Origin of the sequence: Corynebacterium nasorum (assembly GCF_022347325.1) — a bacterium.
In the GTDB taxonomy this organism is placed as follows: domain Bacteria; phylum Actinomycetota; class Actinomycetes; order Mycobacteriales; family Mycobacteriaceae; genus Corynebacterium; species Corynebacterium kefirresidentii.
This window is the reverse complement of the sequence record NZ_JAKRDU010000004.1, coordinates 172269-198193: the sequence shown is the minus strand read 5'-3', so window position 1 is coordinate 198193 and position 25925 is coordinate 172269. Positions and strand designations below refer to the sequence as shown.

The 25925-nt window shown below is 59.5% G+C and carries 22 protein-coding genes and 1 tRNA gene; 6 read left to right on the top strand and 17 right to left on the bottom strand.

Going from position 1 to position 25925, the window contains the following annotated elements; all coding sequences use genetic code 11:
• Positions 1–239 precede the first annotated feature (239 nt).
• From MHK05_RS05670 to MHK05_RS05640, 7 genes are read right to left on the bottom strand one after another with little or no spacing between them, the layout of a single operon-like run.
• Complete coding sequence (locus MHK05_RS05670; protein ID WP_239205376.1) at positions 240–803, bottom strand: GtrA family protein; 564 nt, start codon at positions 801–803, stop codon at positions 240–242.
• A gap of 30 nt (positions 804–833) precedes the next feature.
• On the bottom strand, positions 834–1673 hold the full coding sequence (locus MHK05_RS05665) for a pseudouridine synthase (protein ID WP_239205374.1): 840 nt from the start codon (positions 1671–1673) through the stop codon (positions 834–836).
• Entirely contained in the window at positions 1666–2754 is a 1089-nt protein-coding gene (gene dapC / locus MHK05_RS05660) for a succinyldiaminopimelate transaminase (protein ID WP_239205372.1), read from the bottom strand. The genes MHK05_RS05665 and dapC overlap by 8 nt, the downstream gene beginning before the upstream one ends.
• Positions 2755–2757: 3 nt before the next feature.
• Complete coding sequence (gene fdxA / locus MHK05_RS05655) at positions 2758–3081, bottom strand: ferredoxin (protein WP_005327491.1); 324 nt, start codon at positions 3079–3081, stop codon at positions 2758–2760.
• 53 nt (positions 3082–3134) lie between these two features.
• Positions 3135–3512: a hypothetical protein gene (locus MHK05_RS05650; protein ID WP_049361462.1), complete on the bottom strand. Its 378-nt coding sequence runs from the start codon at positions 3510–3512 to the stop codon at positions 3135–3137.
• The gene (locus MHK05_RS05645; protein ID WP_200287786.1) at positions 3512–4381 is read right to left on the bottom strand and encodes a PIG-L family deacetylase; all 870 of its coding nucleotides are present in this window, start codon (positions 4379–4381) and stop codon (positions 3512–3514) included. Before MHK05_RS05645 ends, MHK05_RS05650 begins: the two co-directional genes overlap by 1 nt.
• A complete protein-coding gene (locus MHK05_RS05640; protein ID WP_239205370.1) occupies positions 4371–6002 on the bottom strand; it encodes an ABC transporter family substrate-binding protein in 1632 nt (543 codons plus the stop codon). Before MHK05_RS05640 ends, MHK05_RS05645 begins: the two co-directional genes overlap by 11 nt.
• Positions 6003–6090: 88 nt before the next feature.
• On the opposite strand from MHK05_RS05640, the gene MHK05_RS05635 reads away from it, so the two are divergent.
• A complete protein-coding gene (locus tag MHK05_RS05635; RefSeq protein ID WP_239205368.1) occupies positions 6091–6753 on the top strand; it encodes a GOLPH3/VPS74 family protein in 663 nt (220 codons plus the stop codon).
• 11 nt (positions 6754–6764) lie between these two features.
• Here MHK05_RS05635 and typA read toward each other — a convergent pair whose 3' ends face one another.
• Positions 6765–8675, bottom strand: coding sequence for a translational GTPase TypA (gene typA, locus MHK05_RS05630; RefSeq protein ID WP_239205366.1), 1911 nt, complete (start codon positions 8673–8675; stop codon positions 6765–6767).
• A 227-nt stretch (positions 8676–8902) separates the two neighbouring features.
• Between typA and MHK05_RS05625 the strand changes: the two genes are divergently transcribed.
• From MHK05_RS05625 to MHK05_RS05615, 3 genes are read left to right on the top strand one after another with little or no spacing between them, the layout of a single operon-like run.
• Entirely contained in the window at positions 8903–9679 is a 777-nt protein-coding gene (locus tag MHK05_RS05625; protein WP_239205364.1) for an Rv1157c family protein, read from the top strand.
• Positions 9680–10216, top strand: a complete 537-nt coding sequence (locus MHK05_RS05620; protein ID WP_239205362.1) for a ribonuclease FAU-1 family protein — start codon at positions 9680–9682, stop codon at positions 10214–10216.
• Positions 10217–10219: 3 nt separating this feature from the next.
• Complete coding sequence (locus MHK05_RS05615; RefSeq protein WP_239205360.1) at positions 10220–11167, top strand: DUF808 domain-containing protein; 948 nt, start codon at positions 10220–10222, stop codon at positions 11165–11167.
• Positions 11168–11188: 21 nt separating this feature from the next.
• Here the strand turns inward: MHK05_RS05615 and zupT are convergent, their stop codons facing one another.
• The gene (gene zupT / locus MHK05_RS05610) at positions 11189–11986 is read right to left on the bottom strand and encodes a zinc transporter ZupT (protein ID WP_239205358.1); all 798 of its coding nucleotides are present in this window, start codon (positions 11984–11986) and stop codon (positions 11189–11191) included.
• A gap of 34 nt (positions 11987–12020) precedes the next feature.
• The gene (locus MHK05_RS05605; RefSeq protein WP_411338595.1) at positions 12021–13958 is read right to left on the bottom strand and encodes a BCCT family transporter; all 1938 of its coding nucleotides are present in this window, start codon (positions 13956–13958) and stop codon (positions 12021–12023) included.
• 191 nt (positions 13959–14149) lie between these two features.
• On the opposite strand from MHK05_RS05605, the gene MHK05_RS05600 reads away from it, so the two are divergent.
• Positions 14150–15241 (top strand): hypothetical protein, encoded by a 1092-nt coding sequence (locus MHK05_RS05600; RefSeq protein ID WP_239205354.1) that lies wholly within the window; start codon positions 14150–14152, stop codon positions 15239–15241.
• Between the two features lie 26 nt (positions 15242–15267).
• On the opposite strand, the gene selB is transcribed toward MHK05_RS05600, so the two are convergent.
• The 3 genes from selB to MHK05_RS05585 all read right to left on the bottom strand — a co-directional run bounded on the left by selB (position 15268) and on the right by MHK05_RS05585 (position 18477).
• Positions 15268–17040, bottom strand: a complete 1773-nt coding sequence (gene selB, locus MHK05_RS05595) for a selenocysteine-specific translation elongation factor (protein WP_239205352.1) — start codon at positions 17038–17040, stop codon at positions 15268–15270.
• The gene (selA, locus tag MHK05_RS05590) at positions 17041–18303 is read right to left on the bottom strand and encodes an L-seryl-tRNA(Sec) selenium transferase (RefSeq protein WP_239205392.1); all 1263 of its coding nucleotides are present in this window, start codon (positions 18301–18303) and stop codon (positions 17041–17043) included.
• A gap of 79 nt (positions 18304–18382) precedes the next feature.
• Positions 18383–18477, bottom strand: a tRNA-Sec gene (locus tag MHK05_RS05585).
• Positions 18478–18655: 178 nt separating this feature from the next.
• Between MHK05_RS05585 and selD the strand changes: the two genes are divergently transcribed.
• Positions 18656–19639 (top strand): selenide, water dikinase SelD, encoded by a 984-nt coding sequence (gene selD, locus MHK05_RS05580; RefSeq protein WP_239205350.1) that lies wholly within the window; start codon positions 18656–18658, stop codon positions 19637–19639.
• A 186-nt stretch (positions 19640–19825) separates the two neighbouring features.
• Here selD and nrfD read toward each other — a convergent pair whose 3' ends face one another.
• From nrfD to pcp, 4 genes are read right to left on the bottom strand one after another with little or no spacing between them, the layout of a single operon-like run.
• On the bottom strand, positions 19826–20941 hold the full coding sequence (nrfD, locus tag MHK05_RS05575) for an NrfD/PsrC family molybdoenzyme membrane anchor subunit (protein ID WP_239205348.1): 1116 nt from the start codon (positions 20939–20941) through the stop codon (positions 19826–19828).
• On the bottom strand, positions 20938–21996 hold the full coding sequence (locus MHK05_RS05570; protein WP_023021864.1) for a 4Fe-4S dicluster domain-containing protein: 1059 nt from the start codon (positions 21994–21996) through the stop codon (positions 20938–20940). The genes nrfD and MHK05_RS05570 overlap by 4 nt, the downstream gene beginning before the upstream one ends.
• Entirely contained in the window at positions 21997–25263 is a 3267-nt protein-coding gene (gene fdnG / locus MHK05_RS05565; protein ID WP_239205346.1) for a formate dehydrogenase-N subunit alpha, read from the bottom strand. It lies immediately after the preceding gene.
• Positions 25264–25310: 47 nt separating this feature from the next.
• Entirely contained in the window at positions 25311–25898 is a 588-nt protein-coding gene (gene pcp, locus MHK05_RS05560; protein ID WP_239205344.1) for a pyroglutamyl-peptidase I, read from the bottom strand.
• Between the last annotated feature and the right edge of the window lie 27 nt (positions 25899–25925).

The window sequence follows — 25925 nt, the reverse complement described above, 5'->3', positions numbered from 1 at the left end:
CATGCAACTCAACCGCCGACCCCGCAAAACCCTGGGCTTTCAAACACCAGCCGAGAAAATGGCCGCACTGATAAACTCAACCGAAACATAGGAAGTGTTTCCACGACCACTAGAATCTGCCCCGTGAGCGCGACGGGAGGTACTGTCCCCTTCGCGCTCACTGGGAGAAAGAAAATCCCCGCCAACCTGCGCTGGTGAGCGCGAAGGGCGGCGGGGATGAAAATGAACACGGGACCTAGCTAGGCCGGTTCGGTTTCCTCGACAAGTTGAGGCGTCTTCGGCTGCGAGCGGAAGGTCCACAGCTTGTTAATAACGAAGTTGATAGGCATCGCCACGATGATAGAAATCGCATTTGCCCAGTAATACATAGTGCGCAGGCCGCTGGAGTCATCCAGAATATCGGCCGGCAGGTGCAGCGGCGAGGTGGGATTCATTAAAAAGTGCTGGATAGCAAGGGAAACGAGGAATGCCCCGAGTCCGGTAAGTAGGAACGGGAAGAAACCGCGCAGCCAAGAGACCTTAGTTACGGATTTGAAGGTCCACATGCGGTTGAGCTGGTAATTCCACGTATTCGCTACGAGGAAAGCGATGGTGGAATACAGCATGAACCAACGCAGGTGGAATTGGGTACCAAAGAGATTCAGAAAGGGGTCGTTGGGCATCGCTTCGAAGAACGCCCAGCCGCACTTTTTGGCGATGACTGAGGCAACCAAGTTCACAAGGGTTCCCGAACCGCCAACGATGCCGAATTTGAGAAACTGCCCAAAATTGGACACAAAGCGCGCGACGCTGAGGTCTGCCATGGGCCGCCTTTCTAGCCAGTGATTAAATAACTACTCGATTGTAGTTCTTAAGGCTTGGGAACTAAAAAATTGACGCTCGGAATGTGATAGAGGATCTATAAAAGTTATAGCCTCATGGAGTAGGGCGAGCGGGGCGCGAAAATCATAGAGGTCGAGCTTGCGCGGGGCGGGGTACGTGTCGTCCCCGAGAAGCGGGTGCCCCAGATAATTGAGTAGCACGCGCAGTTGGTGGGTATGGCCGGTGCGCGGCCACATGGTCACCTCTCGGCCGGCGGCGCGCACATACGTAGAGGTGGGCGTGCCATCGGAAGCAACGAGCACCTGGCGTGAGTCGCGGAGCTTGTGCATGTGCAGGGTGATTTCCCGGTCCACATAAAGCGGCCGCTTGACGACGCCCCGATACCTCTTCACCGCACTCCCCTTGCCAAAGATACCCTGGTAAGCGGCGCGAGTGGCGGGATTGCGAGAACAAAGCACAAGGCCGGCGGTCAGACGGTCTAGACGATGGAGGGGCACAATATCGTCTTCACCGAAATCCACGCGCAGCCGGGTTTGCAAAGTTTCGCGTTGTAATCGGCCATTGGTGGTCGTGGGCAGAAAGTGCGGCTTATCGGCCACGATGAGGTCGCGGTCGGCGTAGATGACTGAGTAGTCGAAAGGAATGGGGCGCTCGGCAGGCACAGCCGGGTGATACCAGGCGGGCACGGGACGCGGCAGCTCGGCCCCAGCCGGCAGCAAAGCCCCAGGCGGATAAGGGGAATCGCCGGCGCGAGCGGCGAAGTACTCCCCTTTTTCGGGCACGTAGCCGCGCAGGACCGTCTTGCGCGGGGATATGCCCTCGCGTGCGGGAGGCCTGCCGGAATTAGGCACCGGCGAGGCGGTCTACTGCAGCATCGATGCGCTCATCGGTGCCGTTGAGACCAATGCGCACGTGCTTCTCGCCAGCTGGGCCATAGAAGTCACCAGGGGCGGCGAGGATACCTCGCTCGGCAAGCCAGTCGATGGTCTCGCGGCAATTCTCGCCGCGGGTGGCCCAGAGGTACATGCCGGCATCGGAGTGGTCGATGGTAAAGCCGGCGTCGATAAGCGCGTGCATGAGCACCGCGCGACGGGAGGCGTAGCGGTTGCGCTGAAGCGTCTCGGTGTCGTCGTCGTTAAGCGCGGCGACCATGGCGGCCTGAATGGGCCCTGGAACGATGAGGCCGGCGTGCTTGCGCAGCAGTAGCAGCTCGTCGATGAGGTCGTTATCGCCCGCGAAGAAGCCGGCGCGGTAGGAAGCCATATTCGCGGTCTTGGATAGCGAATGCATGGCAATGAGCCCGGTATTATCGCCATCGGTCACGCGCGGATCGAGGATGGACACCGGCGGATTATCGTCATTCCACCCCAAACTCATATAGCACTCATCGGAGGCGATGATGGCGCCGGTCTCGCGCGCCCACGCCACGATGCGACGCAGCTCCTCCACCCCGAGCACACGGCCCGTGGGATTGGAAGGCGAATTCAAAAAGACTAAAGAGGCGTCTTGGAAATCGGAATCCGCACGCAGCGGAGTGGCTCCGGCGAGTAGTGCGCCTACCTCGTAGGTGGGATAGGCCACCGAGGGGAAGGCGACGGTCTCGCCGCGCATGCCCAAAAGTGTGGGCAGCCAGGCGATGGCTTCCTTGGTACCAACCACCGGCAGTACGCGATCGACCTGCATATTGTAGCGGCGGGTCAGCGCGGCGGCGATGGCCTCGCGCAGCTCCGGGGTGCCGGCGGTCTGCGGGTAGCCGGAGGCCTGCGCGGCTGCGGTCAACGCAAGCTGCACGCCTGGGGCTACTGGGTCAACGGGGTTGCCCACCGAGAGGTCAACGATTCCACCTGGATGGGCCTGGGCCTTCTTCTTGGCGCCGGCCAGCGAATCCCAGGGGAAGTCTGGAAGCGTCTTTCCTAGCGGTGTGCGTGCCATGTCTTACTCCTGATTCTGTGGTGGAAGCGCGGCAATCATCGGGACGTCAAAGTCCTGTGGCCCAAGGGCCGCCGCTCCGCCTGGGGAGCCCAAGTCATCGAAGAAGGCTGCGTTGGCGTCGTTGTAGTCCAGCCACTCATCGGGAACGTCATCCTCGTAGAAGATGGCCTCGACCGGGCAAGCCGGCTCGCAGGCGCCGCAGTCCACGCACTCATCCGGGTGGATGTAGAGCATGCGCTTGCCCTCGTAGATGCAATCAACAGGGCATTCCTCAACGCAGCCGCGGTCCATTACGTCAACGCAAGGCTGTGCGATCGTATAAGTCATGGAGATTCCTTGAAACTTCCTGATGTCTAGGATTTGGGGTGATTAATAGTATGTCACTTCTGCTTGAAAAATGGCCAAACGCCGCCGCCTATTCCCGCCAAAAGAAGGAGCAGACTGAGAATATTATTGGCCAAGAGCATGTCTCCAGTCATTGGCACCATCAGCATGAAGGCGAAAAAGCCCAAGCACCATACGATGAGCGGGATGGCGCTGACTACCGGCGTGCGGCTCCACAAGCGGGCGGTGCGGGTAAGCACGGAGTTGAACCACCACGCGATCACAATCGTAATGGGAAAGGCTACGCTCGCCCCATTGGATAGCGGGATGCGGGCGGTGAGATAAATGACCTCGAGAAATACCGAAAGCAACGCGCCAATAGCCAACCACACCAGGCCGGTTACCTGCTCGCCGCGGCTAAAATCCGTGCGCATCACAGCCCACCGAGCAAATCATCGGCCGGCTCGCCTTGACCCAGTTGGAAGTATTCGGCAGGCAGCAGCGGCATAACTAGCAGATTGGACAGGCCAAAGGCGCCGGGCACGCGCTCAGGTTCATGGAGCGCGGCCACAGCGGACGCGGGATTGGTGCGGGTGGTGGAGCCATCGGCCAACCAAATTTGGGAGGCGTGAGCGCGCATGGCGCGGCCTTTGGCGTCCAAGGCGGCGTCAGAAAGAGCGACAGTGACATCAGCACCCTCGTTGGTGAAATTGTCCAAGTACTCCTGGCTGGGCTTGGTCCATCCAGCTGGGGCATCGAGGGTTTCCAGGCCGCCGTAGTTAGCGGCGCGTTCAAAAATGCCGTACCAAATGCGTGTGCTTGGCGACGCCGCCTTCATTACCGCCTTATGCACCGCAATGTGGTCCGGGTGGCCGTAACCGCCATCAGGCCCGTAGGTCAAGATGACGTGGGGCTTAATCGTCTCGAGCTCGTCGCTCAGGAAATCGGCCGCCTCCTCGATGCGATTGACCAGCGCGCGCGAATCTTCGTGGGAGGGTGAGCCCGCCATGCCGGAGTCACGGAAGTGACCGAAGCCGCCGAGCTGGATTCCCTTTACTCCAAGAGCCTCCAGTGCGTTAGCCAATTCGCGAGCGCGAAAGCCGCCGAGCTGATCATGGTCGGCCAGGCCCTGGTAGGGCTCACCAATAACCTCGCCGTCCTCGCCCAAGGTGAGCGTAATAACGGTGACCTCGGCGCCGCGTGCGGCGAGGCTCGCCAGGGTACCGCCCATAAAAAGGGTTTCATCATCCGGGTGGGCATGGACTGCCACCACGCGATAGCCGGTTAAATCCTTAGTCTTCATCTATCCTCCAGCGGGGCGCGGTGATAAGACCCCCGTCCCAATCATCAATGCTTTGGCCGGGGCCTACAATACCCTTCCCGAGCGCGTGGATACGCGTCTCATCCATCAACGGCACGTAGAGCGCTTCTTTAGAGTTCACTTCTCGAATGCGGCCGAGCGCCTCCTTCGGGCTCATGGTCCCGGACAAGATTTCCTCGCGAATCTCGTCCGCATTCTCCGGACAGATTCCGGACAAATCGCCTGCCAGTGGTTGTTTATTATCGCAGCTAAAGATATTTGCCGCCGCCAACGAGCTCAAGGAGATATCTTCCCAAGTAACCACGGCATCCACATCGCCTTCTGGCAAAAGCTTGGAGGTTATTGTGGTCAGGCGCTCGGAAACCACCTCGGCATCTATCCCGTGGGCTTCCAGAACATCGTAGAGGGTATTTGCCGCGGCCAAGGCAGTGGGGCTAGTAGGATCTACCGCAAAGCGAATCGGTTTTTTGCTGGCGCGTGCGCGCAACGCAGTAAGATCCGTGTCTTTGCTTATAGGGTTATGTCCGGGCTCCAGATTGGAAGCGCGGCCGGTGGCCAAGCGGGCGACCTGATCCGTATCAATCAGTGAGGCCAATCCGCGGCGCTCTGCCCTTTCTTCCAATGCGCCTTCTGCAGTAGACATATGCAGGCGCAATTGGCGTGGGCGAGTAAGTGCTTTTTCAGAGACATGTCCTAAAAGACCCAACGCCTCCTCTGAGGTTTGGTCCGGAGTAAAGTCCGCGAATCCGATCTGTCCGGAGCGCAGCATATTCAGCGCTTGGGTGCTATCGCGCACCTCACTGAGCTGGATGACATCCACTTGGGCCGGATTAGCGCCCCAGAACCGATCATTTCGGTTCAAGGTAATGACTCCGCGGCCGCGGTCCACGCTATCAACAAGGAAGCGTCCGGCCGATGCTGGAATCTTATCCGCTAATGCAGAGCCGAAATTATCATCTTGCAGCAAGTGCGAAGGCAGTAGGTTATGGAAGAGCAGGTGCCAGTCCTTAACTTTCTGGGAAAAATCCACCGTGACTACGCGACCACCATCAGAGGTATTCACGGCCGAGATGGCGTGGTAGCCAGCGGGATCTCGTACACCGGCGGTCGTGGTCATCTGCTTCCACAAGTAGCTAAAGTCCGCGCCAGAGATGGGCGTACCATCTGACCACTGCGCAGGTGAAGCAATAACATAGCGCACCCGCTGCGCCACCCCCTTGGGGGCGTTGACCTCGGCGGCGGACTCCAAGATATCGGCGTCCCTCTGACCGCCGTGGAAGGTTGAAGGCAACACCAGTTCCGCAATCTGGTCCACCAGCTCGGAGTTATTGGCCACCAGGTGAGGGTTTAAGCCCGCGCGCAAGGGATCTACGCCCACTGAGATAGTAGGACGCTTGGCGGAATCGGCGTCTTGGGGTAGCTCTTCTTGCTGTTTTGCAGTGGTGGTGGCCTGATCCTCTTGCAGCGCGGAGGCATTATCCTCCACCACCGGTGGAGGGCCAGGGTTAGCCGCGCAAGCGCTTAAGAAAACAAGGCTAGCGGCGCTCAGCACCGCCGCCATTGCCGACGCCGCGCGCCTTGTTGAAGCCGGATTCTTTTTCATCGCGGACTACTTTAGTCCCTCTACCCCGCCGGAACGAAGATATTCGGCGCTAGACTCAGGCTCAGACCGCAACTTTGAGGGAGGCACCATGCTGATTTGCCAAGAAATGTTCCTGCTATTAACTAAAGACAATGGCAAGAAAGAAGACTGGGTGTCCAATAATGAGGCCGCCCTACGCGCTACCGTCCTCGCGGACCTACTGCTGGGCGGGCACGTCGAACTTGCGGAAAAGAAAAAGGTAGTAACTACCACCCAGCGCCCGAAGAACCCAGTTTTGGCCTGGGCATGGGAGGAGTTACAGCAGCGCGAGACCGCCAGTACGAAGGAGCTCTTGGCAGCTTCTTGGTTTACCCCACGGGAAATCATCGCCTTGGATTTCCACGCGAATGGCCAGCTCGACATAGAAAAAGCCAAGTGGTGGCAATGGGGCGGCGACCGCTACATCATGACGGACTTGGAATTAGAGCACCAACTGCGCGAGCGGCTGGTCGCGGTGCTGGAAGCACAACGTCCAGCCGAGGTCAATGACGTCATCATCCTCGATATCCTCCGCGAAGTCTCCGGTGCCTATACTCTGCTCAAAAATGATGCGGAGGGCATGAAGCGACGGGAAATGCGGGCACGCATTCAGGAGATCAAAAAGGAGGTGACATATGACAAAACCGCCTCCTCAGCGGTTAAGGCCGTAGTAGAGGAGGCGGCAGCAGTAGCGGCGGTGGTTGCCACTTCAGCGGCAATCACTACCACCTAAGGTGGTGCTCACTACTTATTCATCTGCTTCGCGCGGGCGGCGGCACGCTTGCGGTCGGTAGCGGAAAGCTCTACCTTGCGCACGCGCAGGACGTCCGGGGCGACCTCGACGCACTCGTCGTTGCCACAGAATTCCAGTGCTTCTTCCAAGGAAAGGGTGTGTGCCTTGGCCAGGGTGACCGTGGCCTCCGCAGTAGCGGAGCGCATATTGGTCAGCTTCTTTTCCTTGGTGATGTTGATGTCAATATCCTCATCACGGTTATTGGCGCCAACGACCATGCCCTCATAAGCCTCGGCGCCCGGCTCGACGAAGAAGTTGCCGCGGTCAGCCAACTGCGTCAGCGCGTACTGGGTGATCTGGCCGGTGCGGTCAGCCACCAGGGAACCGGTCGGGCGGGACTTGATATCGCCGGCCCAGACATCCAGGCCGTCAGAGATGGAGTTAGCGATACCGGCACCGCGGGTCTCGGTCATGAACTGGGTGCGGAAGCCGATGAGGCCACGGGCAGGAACGCGGAAGATCATGCGTACCCAGTCGCCCTCGCGCACATCCATGGCCTGCATCTGGCCCTTGCGGGCGGCCAGCAGCTGGGTGATAGCACCTTGGTGCTCGGACGGGGAGTCAATGGTGAGGATCTCGTATGGCTCGTAGGTCTTGCCGTCGATTTCCTTGGTCACAACCTGCGGCTTGCCAATCGTCAGCTCGAAGCCTTCGCGGCGCATGGACTCAATAAGCACGGACAGCGCCATCTCGCCACGGCCCTGGACCTCCCAAGCGTCGGGGCGCTCGGTGGGCAGCACGCGCAGGGAAACGTTACCGATGAGCTCTTGCTCCAAGCGGGCCTTGACCATACGCGCGGTGAGCTTATCGCCGCCGCCCTGGCCTGCCATCGGGGAGGTGTTCACGCCGATGGTCATGGAGATGGCCGGCTCGTCTACGGTGATGCGCGGCAAAGCCTCAGGGTGCTCCGGATCGGCGATGGTGTCACCAATCATGACGTCAGAAATGCCGGAGATAGCCACGATGTCACCGGCGATGGCTTCCTCGGCCGGCTGACGCTCGAAGCCGACGGTGCGCAGCAGCTCGGCGACCTTCACGGTCTTGGTGTGCTGGTTGCCATCCTCGTCGTAGTGGATCCAGGCCACCTGCTGGCCCTTCTTAATGCGGCCGGCGTAGATACGCAGCAGCGCGATACGGCCCAGGAAGTCGGAGGCGTCCAGGTTGGTCACGTGCGCCTGCAGTGGGGCGTCGACGGTAGCGGAAGGCTCTGGCAGAACGTTATAGATGACGTCGAAAAGCGGCTGCAGATCCTCGCCCTCAGGGACGTTGCCATCGCCCGGGTTCTCGGTGGAGGCAACGCCGGCGCGGCCGGAAGCGTAGAGAACCGGCAGGTCCAGCAGCTCCTCGGCGGCGGCTGCGGCTTCTTCATCTTCCAGGCCGGCGGCGATTTCCAGCAGCAGGTCCTGGGACTCGGAGACAACCTCGTCAATGCGGGCATCCGGGCGGTCAGTCTTGTTCACGCAGATGATAACCGGCAGCTTGGCTTCCAGCGCCTTGGTGAGCACGAAGCGGGTCTGCGGCAGCGGTCCCTCGGAGGCATCGACGAGCAAGACGACGCCATCCACCATAGAAATACCGCGCTCGACCTCGCCACCGAAGTCGGCGTGGCCTGGGGTGTCGATGACGTTAATAATCAGGTCCTGGCCGTCCTTGCCCAGGCCCTTGCGATGAATGGCCGTGTTCTTGGCCAGAATGGTAATGCCGCGCTCGCGCTCCTGATCATTGGAGTCCATGACGCGGTCCGTGTGTTCACCGTGGTCACCAAAGGCGCCGGACTGCTCCAGCATGCCGTTGACCAGGGTGGTCTTGCCATGGTCAACGTGCGCGACGATGGCAACATTACGGAACTCGGTATTACTCACTAGTGGGGTTCTCCTTCGGAGGATCTACAGCGCTTACGCGCGCGAAATTGATCTTGAACGAGCTCCCACGATACCCCCTTAAAGGGCCAAGTGCAGCATTGGGGTTGGCTTTACCCGGTAACGCGCCGTATAGGGCGAGCGAAGATTCTTATAGATCGCAAACACACTTGACACCTCCCTAGCTATCACTATCGTTACTTTAGGTACTATTGTTACGATTGTGACTAATGGGGTTTGAATGCCCTGACCGAGACCGCACCCAAGGAATTGATAACGTGAGCAACGCCCGCACCACCTGGCGCCTATCCGGCCGCATCGGTTATATTTCCGCCGCCACGGCCGCGCTCATCGGCCTCGCCTCCCCACTCGTCGCCCCAGCGCAAGCATCTGCACCAGACCTTTCTTCCCTGGTGCAGCAGGCTTCTTCCCATAGCCCGCTGGACGAGCTAGGCCGCCCCAATCAGGAAACCCAAGATCGCATCCGCGCCTTCGCGGCTCAACCGTGGATTCCCGAGGATGTTCGCAACGCTATTCTCTCGGGCCTCGCGTTCTTCGCCGGCGGCGGCGATGGCAAGGGCGGCGTGGCTATGCCGGAGGGCAATAACCCGAATTTCCGCCAGTTTTATTGGCCCACGGTCTCCGCGCATTGCATCGGCGGCACCAGCGATGCCATGGGCTCGGCCATTGCCGTACCTGGCCCCACGGAAATGCCGGCACCCGGCGCAAAACCGGGCGAAACCGTCTTCCTCTTTACTGCTCTTGGTACCCCTCCGGCCGCACGCGAGCAGGGCGGAATGAATGTGCAGTGGTTCAACCTGGATACCCTGCGCAGCGGCATCACCCCGCTGAATAACAATGGCATCAACCAGGATGGCCCCACTACCTTGTCCGGCACCGCCCAGACCGGCAAGGGTACCGTCATCGCGCTGCTAACCGGCGGCGTTAATACTCAAGAATCCCACTGCAAATTCGCCCCCACTGCCGCTTTCCTTGAGGTGAAGTAAATGGCGGCGGACCTCCATCCGGTCAAGCGCGAGACCTTTAATACCGCCGATTACACCAATACCGACCCCAAAGGTTTCCTGCGCGAGGTCGATACCTACACCGAAACCGAGTTTGGTCTGTACATGGCCCGCGGCGCCGATCACCCACGCTTTGGTTACCTAGAATCGTGGCTGCTACCCGGCCTTAACCTGCGTGCCAATATCTTTCACTTCCGTCCGGGCGTAGACGTCCACCAGGATTTTTATATCGACGTTGCCGAAATCCAGCGCGATGGTGCGGTCTGGACCACCCGCGATCTTTATGTGGACCTGGTCGCAACGAGCGGCGAGCCCATTTCCGTGCTCGATATTGATGAGCTCTCTGCCGCCACCTCCGCTGGCTTGATTACTGCCGAGGAGGCAGAAAGAGCGATCGACACCACCCTAACCGCCGTAGAAGGCATTACTCGCAGTGGTGACGATGCGATGGCTTGGCTAGCACATCAAGGGATAAACTTGACGTGGTCCGATGACATTACCCTAGCCCCAGAAGGATAATTTATGGCCGGTGGCCTATTTGCACTGCTTGACGACGTCGCCTTGATCGCCCGCTCCGCTGCTTCCAGCGTTGACGATGTGGCCGCCCTCGCGGGCAAAACCTCGGTAAAGGCCGCAGGTGTAGTGGTCGACGATGCTGCCGTAACCCCGCAATACGTGGAAGGTATTAAGCCGCAGCGCGAGCTGCCGATGATTTGGCGCATCACCAAGGGCTCGCTTATCAATAAGCTCGTTATCATCTTGCCCATCGCGATGATCCTCTCCTGGATCGCCCCGTGGGCACTCACGCCTATCTTGATGTGCGGCGGTACCTACCTTTGTTTCGAGGGTGCCGAGAAAATCTTGCACCACCTTCTTCCCCACCGAGAGAAAGAAACCGAGTCGGTGCAAGAAAAGGGTGCCGACGCCGAAGACAGCTTGGTCAAGTCCGCGATTACCACTGACCTCATCTTATCCTCTGAAATCATGGTCATTTCCTTGAACGAGGTCATCGACCAGCCGTTCTGGATGCGCCTCGGGGCCCTCATTTTTGTCGGCATCATATTGACCTTGGGTGTCTACGGCGCCGTGGGCCTATTGGTCAAGATGGACGATATTGGCATGGCTTTAAATGAGCGCCACAACGGCAAGTCCACGGTGGGCAACGCGCTTGTCAAAGGCATGCCCATTGTGCTCGATATTATCGGCATCATCGGCACCGCCGCGATGCTATGGGTCGGCGGCCATATCGTGGTCAAGGGCTTGCACGAATTCGGCATGAATCAGCCGCACGAATTCATCGCTTCCGTGACCGAAAAGATTTCTAATGGCGCCCTGGCTTGGCTGGCAGAGACCGGCATGTCTATGGTTTGCGGCCTGGTTCTCGGCACGGTCATCGCCACCATCGTCATGGCAGTCAAAGCTTCCTTTGGCAAGTCCTCGAGCACCTCTTCCACGCCGGCAGAGGCTTAGGCTTCAAGCACAGTAGGCCTGCTACATAAATAGCATCAGCGAAACCGCCATTACGGCCATGCCGGCGATCAGGCCATAAATGGCGTGGTGATGCTCGCCGGTTTCTTCGGCGGTGGGCAAAAGCTCATCCAGTGAGATAAAGACCATGATGCCGGCGATGGCGGCGAAGCTGATTCCCATCGTGGCCGGCCCAATCACCGGCATGAGAATGCCGAAACCAATGAGTGCGCCAATCGGCTCCGCCAGCCCAGACAAGGTGGCCCACCAAAAGGCCTTCGTGCGTGATCCGGTTGCCTCCCGCAGCGGGACGGCCACCGCGATGCCTTCCGGGATATTGTGAATGGCGATTGCCACCGCCACCGGCACCGCGATTTCCTTAGACTCTAGGCCGGATAAGAAGGTGGCGAATCCTTCCGGAAAATTGTGCAGCCCCAGCGCGCAGGCGGTAAATACGCCAGTTTTCATCAGCTTTTTGCGGCGGGCCTCTTCGGCCGTCGTAGCCGGCTCATGGGGATTGATCTCTTCCGGCACGAGCCGGTCAATGATGGCGATAACGGCAATGCCAGCAAAGAAGGCACCGACGGCGGCCCAGGTGCCAGCGGTTTCTCCCCCGAGGGCGTCGGAAAGCTGGGACATGCCTTCGGGGAGAATCTCCATGAAGGAGACGTAGAGCATCACACCGGCCGAAAGACCTAGAGCTGCAGCCATGAAAGCCGAGCCCGGCTGGCGCTTTCCCACCGCCAAGGCTCCGCCAATCGAGGTCGATAGCCCCGAAAGCAGCACCAAGGCGAAGGCGAAAACAAAGGTACTAAGAGTCATAGCTGGCACCATACCTGATAATAATTATCAGGTATTAACCCTCATCTTTGTCCTCAGGCACAGGAGAGATAAATTCGCCATTCTTGATAGAAGGATCATTATCCACGTACTCGCCTGTCTCGTAGTCATAGCCCACAGCGTGGCCTTCCTCGTCCGTGCGCGCGTACCAATCGGTCACCTCTGCTGCAGTGGAGTTAAAGTGCGCGCCCGTTGCATAGTCCCCCTCCGTCGGTTCAATGGACAAGGCAAAATTATCGCCATAATCGCCCACGCCACGCACAATCGCATTAGAAACCGCCTCATCCTCGTAGAAGTGACGGATAGAGATTGGATCATGGCGCAGCTCGCGCACCAGCGCGATACACATAAGCACAATGATGACCGCAAATGGCAGAGAGGTAATCGTAATAAGATTCTGCAGGCCCTGCAGCGCATTGCGTCCGCCAGCGAGCAAAATGACCACGGCGATGCCGGCCATGCACACCACCCAAAAGACGGTAACAATAGGGTTTGGCTTGGGGTTACCCCGCTGCGTGAGCTGCGAGTTCACAATGGATGCGGAGTCCGCCGTGGTAATGAAGAAGACAACCAGCATGAGAATGACAATGGGTGCCATCCACTCTGCACCTGGGAAATGGTCCAGGACCTTAAAGAAGATATCTTCTGCCGCCGGCATAGAGTCAATAGTGCCGTCCGGGGCGATATCGCCATCGCGGCGCTGCAGCCAAATGGTGGTGCCACCAAGAATGGTAAAGGCAGCAACAATGATGGCCGATGGAATAAGCAGCACGCCAAGCACGAATTGGCGGATGGTACGCCCGCGCGAAATCTTGGCTACGAAAACACCCACAAACGGTGACCACGATACCCACCAAGCCCAGTAGAAGGTGGTCCATGAGGAGAGGAATGCCACCATATCTTCGCCTTCGCCCATATTGGCAGAGAGCATCTGCGGCATCTCATCAAGATACTCAATCACCACTGCCGGCAACATGTTGATCAAGAAAGCGGTGGGACCTACCACGAAGAAGAACAGCGCCAGCGCAAGCGCTAGCACCAGGTTGATATTTGAGAGCCAACGAATGCCCTTAGCCACGCCCGAAACGGCCGAAAAAATCGTGCCGATAGACAGCACCACGATAATGACCAGCGCCGCAGTATTGCCGGTGGTGGACCAGCCGCTAACCAATTCCACGCCGCGGCCGATCTGCAGCGCACCAATGCCCAAGGTCGCGGCGGTACCAAAGAGCGTGGCAATAATGGCCAGGCCGTCGATGATGCGCGCCGGCAGGGAATCCGTAGAACGATTGCCAAAAAGCGGCATCAAAATGGAACTCATCAGGGGAACGCGGCCGCGGCGGAAAGACACATAGGCCACGCACAAGCCCACGATGGCATAGATTGCCCAAGCATTAAATCCCCAGTGCATTGCGGCCTGAGCCATTGCCCCAAGCACGGCTTCATCGCTAGCCGCCTCGTACGCGCCCGGGCGCGGCGAAAGGTAGTAGCTCAGCGGTTCGAAGGGGCCGAAGAAAATAATGCCGATACCAATGCCAGCACCAAAGAGCATCGCAGCCCAGCTCACCGTGGAAAACTCTGGCTTCTCCCCATCGAGCCCCAGTGGAATCTTGCCGTACTTGGAAAAGGCCAAGATGAGGAGCAAAAACATCAGGAACGTAGCCAAGGCAGTAAAACTCCAACCCAAGTTGCGCATTACCCAATCCAGCGCGGCCGAAGAGGCATCAAAGACTTGCTCGGGCGCAACCACACCCCAAATGACGAAGGCCATGACCAGGCCGCCGACCGCCACAAGGATCGGCTTATCCACTCCATATTTAACCTTCTGATCCTCAATGGAAACGCCCGGCACCAGCGCAGGGTGGATATTATGCGGGTACATAATGTCTTTGAGAATGCGCTTGGCGTTACGGGTGCGTTTTTTACTTTCTTCCGAGCTATTTACCCCGCGCACAGGGCGGGATGAAGAAGACGGTGAAGAAGAGATGGTTCTACTCCTATTCTATTTTCAGGCGTCACTTTGAAAGAGCTGTCTACACATTAATAAAAACTCGCTGGATATAAAGCTGGCATCAGCCTTACCCCCATATGCGTAAAATGGGCTCAGCATTGTTTACCGGCCTTTAACCTTGGGAGTGACTTTCTATGGCGCTTTACCCGCTCGCGACTAGTTACTTCGGCGTGGAGCATGTCGCAGTCCTTGAGCACCCCGTGCTGGGCACCGCGTTGAGTATCCCCGGCGTGTCCGAGCACGCAGCGCTTGTCGATGTCTCCCTAGAACCCGATACCTACACCAACGGCTGGCGCATCCGCTCAGACTTCGGCTTCCTAGGTTTTTTGGACGAGGTCGAAGCCGCGGAATATCCCGCCCTAGAGCGTTTGAAAAACTCGTTTGCCCAGCCACAGACTATTGCCACAGTGGAAGTAGTTGACGGCGAGGTGGAGGTTGCCGTGTCCCTTGGCTTGTGGCCTTGGATGGTTCCGGTCAATGACCAGCCCCAAGGAACCGCGCTGCTAGCCGGTGGACGAGGCGTGCTTATCGACGTCGCCGCTGGCGACCTTTCCTCCCCCCAGCTGCAACGCATGGGTACGCAACAATTCTTCGTTACCCTGGAAGACCTTTCCGGTACGGCTGTGGCTACCTGCGACGATATGGTTCTCGGCCCCTGCGGCGATATCGCCTCGCTGCCTGGTCTGCGTGCCGCATTCGAGGCTGCTAGTGCCTCCGGAGCGGGGCTGTCCGCCCGTGCCTACACGAGCCACGGCATGCTTGCAGTCGATATCCCCGCTGATACGGCCACCACCGAGGAAATCTTCTCCCCCGCCGTCCCACCATTGCGCGTGCCTGCTCCCCAACCTGCAATTCCTGCCGCCGCACCTGCATCCATGCCCACACAGCCCGAAGTCTGGGATCACACAGTATCCGGCGAGACCATCGTCACTGCACTTCCCACGGGCTCGCGTCGTCCGCAAGGACCGCACGCGCAGCCAGCCGCACCCGCTGCGCCTTCCCAGACGGCTTCGCCACAACAAACTGCTCACTCGGCCACGCCGCCTAAAGCCAGCGCCAAGCTTGCAGAATTGGTCTCCTCTGTCCCAGGCGAGCAGAGTTTTAGTTGGCGCGTGCTCCCGGTAGCCGAGGAACCAGGCCGTTATTCTTCCGAATCCGCGCGCGTGCGGGCTCGGCGCGTAGCACGCGAGACTTCCCACCACCGCGGAGGAAACCACCGCAAATAGCTACCGGCCCCGCCAAAGTGTCCTTGCTAGCGCAAGGTTCTGCAGCCTCCCTCCCCGCGGCGAGTAATCCGCTGGGCATCTAAATATTCCAGGAGCGGAATGGCTACCCGTCGCGTCGTCCCCAAGGCCCGGCGGGCAGCAGAAAGCGTGAAGGGCTGTTCCAGCTCGGCCAAGTACCGACGCGCTTCCTCTGGTGCCGAGGGCAAAAGCACGATGCTGTGCTGAAGACGCAACAGGCGCCCGGCGCGCTCAGCGGCAGCAAGCTCCTTGGTACCCAGACCCAGCTCCGCTAAATCATCTGCCTCTGGTGCCGCAAAGGGTGACGCTTTAAGTCTCTTCTCGATAACAGCAATGCCCTGCTCAGCCGCGCCGAGATCCACCCGTTGCCCAGGCAGACGAAGCACTCCCTCACTGCTTTCTGCCTTCGCAGCGGCGATCGCAAGCCCTAGCAATCCTTCGTCGCGCATGCCGAGGGCATCCATGGCCGCCTTGCGAGGCATTCCCGGCGCCAAGGGATGTGCGGCAGCGTGGGCATGCAGAGCATCGTTGAGTGCTTCCTTCCACCGTGTTACCTGGGAAGCGGCTATCCACCACTCGCGGAAGGCGATGATGCCTGCGGGTGGCGCGGCAGTATCGAAGCCATCGCGGGCGAGGTCATCCAAGCGGGCGTAGCCGACGCGCCACAGATAGGATGCAGGATCCCTAAATGACTCCTGCGCGCTGAGTTCTTCTGCGCGACGGCGAGCGGCACCGCGACGGTTAAGCTCCGGCGGGCGGAGATCTACTGCTTCTACCCCGGCGACGACGTGGCGACCGCCGGGGCTGCGGACGACGAAGCGGTCGAGGAGCTGAAGGGGCAGCGGATGAGCCAAGCTAAGGCGCGCGAAATCGGGCGAAAGGGGCCGCAAGTGGCCCTCTACCCCGGCGGTACCGGTGTGGACGACGAGGTTATCTGGCAGCCCATCGAGCTCGGCGCCAAAGGTGCGGCGAATATCGAGGTGCTCCACCAGTCGCCATGCGCCTGGGCTCAGCACTACGTCGCCGCGGTGTATCTCGGCGGCATCTACTCCCCGCAGGTTGACGGCAGCGCGGGTGACAGGGCCAAGGGATTCCTGTGCGCTATTTTCGCTGTGCAGTCCCCGAATTTCCACCGTCTTTTCGCCCTCAGCTGTCACCACCTGCAGGCTATCGCCTACGCGCAAGCTGCCCGCGGCGAGTGTTCCGGTGACCACGGTGCCCGCTCCCTTCACGCTAAACGCCCGGTCGACCCACAGGCGCACTGGGGCTGTCGGATCGGGAGCAGGTACTTCAGCAAGCACATCATCCAGCGCCCGCCGCAGCTCTGCGATGCCTTCGCCGGTGGGGGCGGAGACGGGGATAATGGGGGCGTCGGCAAGCGGGGTATCTGCCAGCTCCGCACGGATCTCGGCGGTTCGATCTACGGTGGCGCGGTCGCTGCGGGTAAGTGCGATAATTCCATGCTCTACGCCCAGGGCGCGCAAGGCATCGCGATGATCGGTGGACTGGGCTTGCCACCCCTCATCAGCTGCCACAACGAAAAGGACCACTGGGGCTGGGCCCACGCCGGCAAGCATATTGCCCAAGAATTTTTCATGGCCGGGCACGTCCACGAAAGCCACATCTGCACCAGAGGGCAAGGTGGTCCAGGCAAATCCTAGGTCAATGGTGAGCCCGCGGCGCTTCTCTTCTTCCCACCGGTCCGGGTCCATCTCCGTAAGTGCGCGCACCAAGGTGGACTTGCCATGGTCTACATGGCCGGCGGTAGCAACGACGTACACCTAGCCCACCGCCTTAATCGCGGCAATGACCACGGCGTCTTGGTCTGCGGGAACGCAGCGTATATCCACTAAGCAGTTGCCCTGATGCACCCGGGCTACCACCGGTGGTTCGTGGTGGCGAAGCGCGTCCGCAAAGTGTTCTGGCAGGCTAACCGCATAACCGGGTAGCGGGTATTCGGGCGCCCCGCCACCGCCTACGCGGCCATCGTGGGGCACTACGCGCGCACCGACTGCCTCCGCTATCGCTTCCGTGCGCGCGCGATGGGTCTCCCTGTCCAGATGCAGTGCATCTTGCACCGCATTCGAAGGCGTGGAAATGGCAGCCTCCAAGGCGTTGAGGCGCAGCTTGTCTATACGCACGGCGCGCGCAAGTGGGTGCTTTTTCACCGCAGCAATCGCCTCCTTGGTACCGAGCAAAATTCCTGCCTGCGGGCCGCCGAGTAGCTTATCGCCGGAGGCAATGACGATATCGGCGCCGGCGCGCAGCTGGGCCTGAATATCTGGTTCCTCTGGCAGCGCGGGATCATGATTTAGTAAACCAGAACCCAGGTCCACAATGAGCCGCGCATGGTGCTGCGCTGCTAGGCGGTGCAGCTCATCCACGCCGACTGCGGAGGTAAAGCCCTCAATGCGGAAGTTAGAAGGGTGCACCTTCAAAATGGCGCCGGTATTTTCCCCCAGCGCGCGCTCATAATCGGCCAGATGCGTGCGATTAGTCGCGCCGACTTCCTTGAGGCGCGTGGCCGTAGACTCGATGAGCTCCGGCAAACGAAAGCCCGCACCGATCTCAATAAGTTCGCCGCGCGAAATGATGACGTCTTTGCCCGGGGCGAGTGCGGCAGTGGCCAAGAGCAAGGCACTGGCGCCGTTATTGACCACGAGGGCATCTTCTGCACCGGGACAGGCCGCAAGCAGCGCAGCCGTGGCGCCAGCTCCGCGGTTTTTCGAGCGCTTGCCAGAATCAAGGTCCATTTCCACGTCGGTATAAGAGGCGGCGTCATGAAGGGCCTCTACTGCGGCTCCCGGAAGAGGGGCGCGCCCTAAGTTGGTATGGATGATGACGCCGGTGGCGTTGATGACCGGCCGCAGGGAATGCACCCTCTGCTGCCCCAGGCGTTGCGCAATTTCTGTGGGGATATCGTTGATAGGCAGCTCGCCGCGGCGTGCTTGGGCAACTGTGCGCTGAACAATTGCACGAATGGGGTGCTCGGCAAGGCGCTGTCGCGCGGTTTCTACTTCTGGCAGCTGGAGCAGCTCATCCATGCGGGGAATATTCCGACGGGGATCGGGGCTGGCTGCAGGGGTGGGCGTGGGCACTGTGGCATTCCTCCTTGCGCGCGAATGGCGGAGACGGACAGGAATCGAACCTGCCAGACCGAGATGCTCGGCCTCACCGGTTTTGAAGACCGGGGCGCCCACCAGGACACGTACGCCTCCGTGTGCTCACCTTACACGCGCATTCGCCGGCGCCAATACACCTGTCATCCCTACGTCCACCAAGCCCCTCGAAGGCGAAACCTCGGCGCCCTCTGTCCTATCGCCACACGCCGCCGCAAGCGGGTTCCCGCCCTAGCTTTGCAGCCAGATACTCTCTGGAGATGAGTAAAATGGCGCTATGACCGAAGAAATTAAGCTCACCTCTTTCGCCGCAGGCGGCGGTTGCGCCTGCAAGATTCCCGCTGGCCAGCTTGAGTCTGCCGTCGAGGGCCTGATAGGCAAGGCCGACCCTAATGTACTGGTGGGCCTAGATGATGGCGATGATGCTGCGGCAGTCAAAATCCAGGATGGTCTAGCAGTTATTTCCACCGCGGATTTTTTCACCCCGATGCTCAATGACCCCTACGATTGGGGGCGAGTGGCTGCGGCCAACGCGCTTTCTGATGTCTATGCCATGGGCGGCACCCCCGTTACCGCCATCAACCTCGTAGGCTGGCCCAATGAAAAGCTCGGACTCGACGTGCTGCGCGAGGTCTTGCACGGCGGCATGGACGTAGCCACTGAAGCGGGCATCTCTGTTACCGGCGGCCATTCCATTACCGCCCCTGAACCGATCTATGGCATGGCCGCCACCGGTATCGTCGCGCCCGAAAAGCTCATGCGTAACGACGCCGCCGAGCCCGGCCTGCCCATTACCCTCACCAAGCCCATCGGCGTAGGCATCCTTAACAATAAACACAAGGCCACCGGCGAGGTATCCCAAGCCGCAGTCGATTCCATGACCACCTTGAACCGCGAGGCCGCCCGTGCCGCGGTGGAGGCGGGCGTGCGTGCGGCCACCGATGTCACCGGCTTCGGCCTGCTCGGCCACCTTTATAAGATGTGCCGCGCCTCTGGCATCGCCGCGGAGCTCGACTTTTCCGCTGTGCCCACCATCGACGGCGCGAAAGAGGCCTTGGCGGAAGGATTCATCCCCGGTGGCTCCCGCCGCAACCTCGACTGGGTACGCCCGCACCTAGAAACCTCCTTGAGCGAGGAAGAGCTGGTGCTGCTTGCCGACGCCCAAACTTCCGGCGGCCTCCTCCTTATCGGCGAGGTACCCGGCTACCCCGTCATCGGCCACACCACCGAGCGCTCCGGCGATGCTTATATCAAGGCCTAAAATTTCTCCTTCCCCGGCGCCCCTAGCCGCGCTGGGGTTGATGGGGTGTGCAACCGAGGGGCATCGCCAAGCGCATGTTCCCCTTCCCTTCGGGTCCACCGACCGGCACTTTTATTGCTCCGCAGCCGAGCAACAACGCAGGGAAGATATCGGCGCGGAACTCGCTCCCGGCCTACGGGAGGTGGACTAGTCCGGGCTCACTACATCGTGGTCGAGACCCTGCTCGCGCCGGCGCTTTTCCGCCCGGCGCTTTTGCGGCCCGATGGTAGTCTCCGGATTCTTCACTGCTTCTAGGCCGGCGTTGAGCACACCAAAGCGGGTGCACGCCGATCCCGCCAATAGCGATAGCCCCGCGGCCACCGATACCGCGCGGGACTTTGTGGCCGCAGCCAGCATGCTCCCCACGCCACCGGCCGCAATGAGGTATTCCGAAGCCTTCATCAGCGTGCCCGGCTTTCCCTCGTGCAGTGCTTGGCGCGGTTCAGGCTCCATGCCTTCTTCCAAGACCTTGGTCGCCGCTAGATCGCTGGCCGCAGCGGCCATGCCCAACACGCGGGCAGGACCTGCGTGCTCGACCGGAGTCGTCACCATAGCCATTCCCGATGACGCCGCCGCTGCCGAGGAAACAAAGACATACGGCAGGTGCTTTTTCATGTCATTCCACACCGGGTTCGAGGTATTCGACAGCAATACCGCGGTATACCCCGCCAGCGGACCACCGAGCATTCCCGCGACTGCGCCAGCTGGTCCAGCCGCTTTCTGCAGCGCCGTGCGCACGAACTTAGGCAGGGGCAGCTTATGCACAGTCGCTGCATCCACTTCCGCTGCGGCCGGCAGCGCGGCCGCGCTCGCAAAACCCGACAGGATCCACGATCCCAGAGACATCGGCGAGGTCACCTTGAAGACGCGGAACATATTCAGCGCGCGCTCCGGGCGGCCCAAATCTAGAATCAAAAAGACTGATCCCGCGGCCGCCGCGCCAAAGGCAGAAAGGCGGGTGGTACGACGCAGCGGTGCATTGCCCACGGCCTGTGCGCCGGCGGCCAAAAGCCCCGATCCGCCACTGACGCCGCCCAAGAAGAGATACGCACCGATTGGCCATTCCCACGGCGGCGCCTTAACCACTGGCCGGCCGTAGTAGGACGAGAACTCGAAATCCTGCGCCATGCGCTCTTCTTTGGAACCATCCTGCGCGCCCGCGCCTGGGCGCTTGCGCTTCTTTTTAGGCTTGGTGCCATCAAATTTCCGGTAGCGATTACGACGCTCCGGCTGCGGCGGGCGGTACTCATCAAAGTTGCTCATTTACGTCCCCCAATCAGGAAGGAACCGGCCACGGCCAGCGCCATACCGCCGATAGCCTTCACTGCGGTCTTATACATCTGCGGCAAATCCGCCGTCGGCACGCGTGGATCTGGCGGAAGCCCATAGACCTCTGGCGAATCCAAAAGCAAGAAGATGGAACCGGTTCCGCCGACACCATCGTCTTGGTTAGCGCCATAAAGCCGGGCCTCGGTAATCCCCTGCTCGTGCAGTACCCGCACGCGTTCCTTGGCGGCTGCCACCATCTCCTCATAAGGGCCAAACTGGATGGAATCGGTCGGGCAGGTCTTAGAACACGCTGGCTGCTCGCCCTGCTTCAAGCGGTCATAGCACATAGTGCACTTCTGGGCCACGCCCAAGTTCTTGATCGGCATCGCCTCGCCCGGTGTATGGTCCGGGCCTTGCGGGGCAAGCTGCTTGAGCTTTTTCAACACGTTGACGCCAGCATGGGAATTATCGACGTAATCCACCGTGGCGGTCTTGTCATATTTCAGCGCCACACCGCCATCATCGCGGCGTTCAATGACACCGAACGGGCAACCGGCTACGCATGTCCCGCAGCCATTGCACACGTCATCTTGCACTACCACAGTGCCAAATTCGGTGCGAAACAGTGCGCCGGTAGGACAGACATCAAGGCAACCTGCATGCGTGCAGTGCTTGCAGACATCCGAGGACATCAGCCACCGGAAGGTATCGGTATCTGGCGGAGTGGTATCAACTTCTTGCGGCTGCGCCCCGACCGAAGGCATGCCCAAAGAAATGAGCTTCTTTCCCTCCTCGCGGGCGTGCTCGATACGGTCATTATTTTGTTCCACGAAGGCCACGTGCCGCCAAGTATTAGCTCCCAGCGCACCGGTGTTGTCATAGGAATCGCCGGTGACGTCATAGCCTTCTACCGGATTGCGGTTCCACTCCTTGCACGCCACCTCGCAGGCCTTACAACCAATACAAATGGAGGTATCGGTAAAAAAGGCCATGCGGCGGTACTTATCGTAGCCGTGCCGGCTCGCGTTCTCGGTCAGTAGATTTGTCATTTACTTACCTTCTTCGCTTTCCTCGCCCTTCTCGCCTGGCGTGTCCGCATCCACGGGCTGCTGCGGCTCTGGGTTATAAGTGAAGGAATCATCCACAGTGAGCAGATCATTACCGGAATCCAGATTCAGGTGCGCACGCTTCTGGTACTCCTTGAGCATCTCCACACGGGCCTCACCACGAGGACGACGCCCCGGCTGGATATCGCAGGCGCCAATCTTGGAATTCTGAATGAATACGTTCGGCTCCAGCGTGAGGCCCAGCAAATCATTGGCACCATCGCCAGCTACGGCTGTGGAATCGGACTCGCCATAGTGATACGGCAAACCGATTTGGTGGAACTCCTCACCATTGATCTTCATCATCTGCATGCGGTCAGTGACCAAGACCTGCGCCTCAATCACGCCGCGAGGCGAGACGATCGTGGCCCACTGACCATTTTCTAGCCCACGCTTTTCTGCCAAGGCCTTATCAACCTCGCAGAATAGGCCTGGCTGCAGTTCCGCCAGATACGGCAAACGGCGTGACATCGCACCCGAGGTATACATCTCCGTGAGGCGATACGTAGAAAAGACGAACGGGAAAACCTCCGCGCCCGGCTCGCCCGGTTCTGGACGCGACAGGTTATCTGGACGCTTAATAGTCAGACGCGTCGGCGACTGCTGCTGCTTGTACAGCACATTGTGTACCGGGGACTCGTGCGGCTCATAGTGGGTGGGCAAAGGGCCGTCGGAAAGCCCGGTCGGCGCAAAGAGCCAACCGCGGCCATCAGCCTGCATGATGAAGGCATCGGTACCATCGAGGGCGTCCGGCCCCACGGCGTCGACCGGAGCCTTGTAGTCAGGGGCCTTAGTAACCGGGAAGTCCGGCACGTCATCGCCAACCCACTTTCCTTTGTCAGCATCCCACCACACATACTTCTTGCGCTCCGACCACGGAGTGCCATCCGGCTTCGCCGAAGCGCGGTTGTAGAGCAGGCGGCGGTTTGCCGGCCACACCCAACCCCACTCCGGGGCTACTTCATTCTGTTCCGACCCAGGAACCTTGCGCGCGGACTGATTAATACCGTCCTTGAACACGCCAGTGTAGATCCAGCAGCCACCCGAGGTGCTGCCATCATTTTTCATCTCCACGAAGGCAGGCAAAAGCTCGCCCTTCTTCGGGCCCTCAAGGTAATAACCGTTGATCTCCTTGAGGACGTCCTCAGAATTCGGCTCACCTTCCTCGGTTTCCACATAATCCCACGTGACCTTCTGCAAAGGCAGATCTCGCGGATCAGTGGAATCGCGCAGACGCTCCTTAATCTTCTTGCCCAACTGGTAGAAGAACCACAGGTCACTCTTGGCATCACCTGGCGGCGGTGCCGCCTGGAAACGCCATTGCAACATGCGCTGGGTTTGGGTGAAGGTACCGGCCTTTTCCACGTGGGTTGCCGCCGGCATCAAGAAAACCTCGGTACCGATATCTTCGGTCTTGAGCTCGCCGTTTTTAATCTCCGGCGAATCCTTCCAGAACGAGGCAGTCTCAATCTCCTGGAAATCGCGCACAACCAGCCACTTTAGCGCCGCCAAACCACGGCGCTGCATGCCGCCATTAGACTGCGCCACTGCCGGATTCTGGCCGAAGACAAAATAGCCTTCCACCTGCTCATCCAGCATTGCCATGAGCGTTTCATAGGTCGAATGCGCACCAGAAATACGCGGCATGAGGTCATAACCCCACCCGTTTTCCTTGGTCGCTGCATCGCCCCAGTAGGACTTCATCAGCGAGACCGCATAGTTCTCTCCGATCTGCCAGAAGCCCTTCTGCGACTCATTGCGGATGCCATCTACATACTCAGGCCAGCTTTGCTTGTCGACGCCCGGCATAGGCAAATACCCCGGCAGCGAATGGAACAGCGTCGGAATATCGGTAGACCCCTGAATAGACGCGTGTCCACGCAACGCCATAATGCCCGAGCCGGGTCGGCCCACATTACCGGTCAGCAGCTGCAAAATTGCCGCGGTACGAATGAACTGCGCACCCAGAGTGTGCTGAGTAAAGCCCAAAGCATAAGCAAAGCACGTGGTGCGATCCGGCGTGGAATTTTGCGCAATCGACTCCGCAAGGTAGTAAAAGTCCTCTTGCGCAATACCGCAGGTCTCCTCCACTATCTCAGGCGTATAGCGTGCGTAATGGCGCTTGAGAATCTGGAAAACCGAATTGGGATGCTCCAGCGATTCATCGCGTTCCACATTCCACGACGCACCCTCGAGCTTCTGCACGTACTGCCACGAATCCGTGACGTATTTTCCGGTCTCTGGGTCATAGCCAGAGAACAAACCATCTAGATCCTCGGTGTCTTGGTAGTCCTCCGAGATAATCATCGGCGCATTGGTATACGCCACCACATAGTCATGGAAGTACAGCTCATTTTCCAGCAGATAATTAATCACTGCACCCAATAGCACTACATCCGTGCCACCGCGAATACCAATGTGGCGATTCGCAAACGCGGACGTACGCGTATAGCGCGGATCCACGTGAATGATGCGTGCCCCACGCTTCTTGGCTTCCACCACCCACTGGAATCCCACTGGGTGGCACTCGGCCATATTAGAACCCTCAATGACGATGCAGTCCGCATTCGCCATATCCTGCAGCGGTTGGGTTGCGCCGCCGCGGCCAAACGAAGTTCCTAGACTAGGAACGGTGGCAGAGTGTCATATGCGCGCCTGGTTCTCAAGCTGTATCGCACCAGCGGCGGTAAATAGCTTCTTGATGAGGTAATTTTCCTCATTATCCAAGGTCGCACCGCCCAAACCGGCGATGCCCATCGTGCGATTGAGGGTGCGGCCCTCATCGTCGACATCCTGCCAACCGTTGCGACGCGCCTCCAAGAAACGATCCGCAATCATCTCCATCGCGGTATCTTCATCAAGGTCCTGCCACTGCGAAGAGTAAGGCGCGCGATATTTAATCTTGGTCAGGCGCGTAGCGGAGTTAATTAGCTGCTCCGACGCAGATCCCTTCGGGCACAAGCGCCCACGAGAAATGGGCGAATCCGGATCACCCTCTACCTGGATGACACGGTCATCTTTGACATACACGCGCTGCGAGCAACCGACCGCGCAGTACGGGCACACTGACTGCACCACGCGGTCCGCTTCCACGGTGCGTCCATGTTTATCCTTGCTCTTTTGAGACTGCGTATTGACGTCCCTGCCAAAGGGATCGCCGCTGCGCAGCTGGCGCACAACCGGCCAGTTGAGAGGGCTAAAGCGAGACATATCCATAAATCTATATTTCGCTGGTTCAAAAAGCCACAAAGGCTACCCTAACTAGCCTGCACCGCCCAGAGTGCCCGCTTTATCCCCTCGACTACCTCAGCTAGCGCCATCATGGGCTTATCCGCTTTGTTCTGCTCCTCAATATAGGGAACATGTACAAATCCCGCGCGCACCTCCATCCCTGCGAAGTGATGCAGGAGACCATACAGGAGCTGATTGCACACGAAAGTCCCCGCCGTATTCGACACCCGCGCCGGACAATCATCCATCGCCGCGACCATTTCCTTTACTGGTAGCGTGGAAAAATACGCCGCTGGGCCACCCTCCACGACCGGTACATCCACTGGCTGATAACCCGCGTTATCAGGAATCTCGGCATCCATCACATTAATGGCGACTCGCTCCGGGGTGATATGTTTCCGGCCGCCTGCCTGTCCCAAGCACACAATTGCATCGACTGATGATTCCTCTGCGAGTGCAATTACTCGGCGCAGGGATTCCCCAAACTTGGTCGGAATCACCGTCTTGACAAGCTCCGCTCCCCCAACCTCCTCTGGTAATAGCTCCAGCGCTTGTTCTGTAGGGTTAATGCTTTCTCCGCCGAAGGCGTCAAATGCAGTCACGAGGATTTTCATGCCGCCAGTATTCCAGAAATCGCAGCC

Bases quoted from the DNA above. Each gene is read 5' to 3' on its own strand.
- MHK05_RS05635 (WP_239205368.1), top strand. From the start codon at position 6,091: ATGCTGATTTGCCAAGAAATGTTCCTGCTATTAACTAAAGACAATGGC.
- MHK05_RS05670 (WP_239205376.1), bottom strand. From the start codon at position 803: ATGGCAGACCTCAGCGTCGCGCGCTTTGTGTCCAATTTTGGGCAGTTT.
- fdxA (WP_005327491.1), bottom strand. From the start codon at position 3,081: ATGACTTATACGATCGCACAGCCTTGCGTTGACGTAATGGACCGCGGC.
- MHK05_RS05640 (WP_239205370.1), bottom strand. From the start codon at position 6,002: ATGAAAAAGAATCCGGCTTCAACAAGGCGCGCGGCGTCGGCAATGGCG.
- MHK05_RS05625 (WP_239205364.1), top strand. From the start codon at position 8,903: ATGGGGTTTGAATGCCCTGACCGAGACCGCACCCAAGGAATTGATAAC.
- pcp (WP_239205344.1), bottom strand. From the start codon at position 25,898: ATGAAAATCCTCGTGACTGCATTTGACGCCTTCGGCGGAGAAAGCATT.
- nrfD (WP_239205348.1), bottom strand. From the start codon at position 20,941: ATGAGCAACTTTGATGAGTACCGCCCGCCGCAGCCGGAGCGTCGTAAT.
- dapC (WP_239205372.1), bottom strand. From the start codon at position 2,754: ATGGCACGCACACCGCTAGGAAAGACGCTTCCAGACTTCCCCTGGGAT.
- MHK05_RS05570 (WP_023021864.1), bottom strand. From the start codon at position 21,996: ATGACAAATCTACTGACCGAGAACGCGAGCCGGCACGGCTACGATAAG.
- MHK05_RS05650 (WP_049361462.1), bottom strand. From the start codon at position 3,512: ATGCGCACGGATTTTAGCCGCGGCGAGCAGGTAACCGGCCTGGTGTGG.
- MHK05_RS05615 (WP_239205360.1), top strand. From the start codon at position 10,220: ATGGCCGGTGGCCTATTTGCACTGCTTGACGACGTCGCCTTGATCGCC.
- MHK05_RS05645 (WP_200287786.1), bottom strand. From the start codon at position 4,381: ATGAAGACTAAGGATTTAACCGGCTATCGCGTGGTGGCAGTCCATGCC.
- zupT (WP_239205358.1), bottom strand. From the start codon at position 11,986: ATGACTCTTAGTACCTTTGTTTTCGCCTTCGCCTTGGTGCTGCTTTCG.
- selD (WP_239205350.1), top strand. From the start codon at position 18,656: ATGACCGAAGAAATTAAGCTCACCTCTTTCGCCGCAGGCGGCGGTTGC.
- MHK05_RS05600 (WP_239205354.1), top strand. From the start codon at position 14,150: ATGGCGCTTTACCCGCTCGCGACTAGTTACTTCGGCGTGGAGCATGTC.
- selA (WP_239205392.1), bottom strand. From the start codon at position 18,303: ATGGATGAGCTGCTCCAGCTGCCAGAAGTAGAAACCGCGCGACAGCGC.
- MHK05_RS05620 (WP_239205362.1), top strand. From the start codon at position 9,680: ATGGCGGCGGACCTCCATCCGGTCAAGCGCGAGACCTTTAATACCGCC.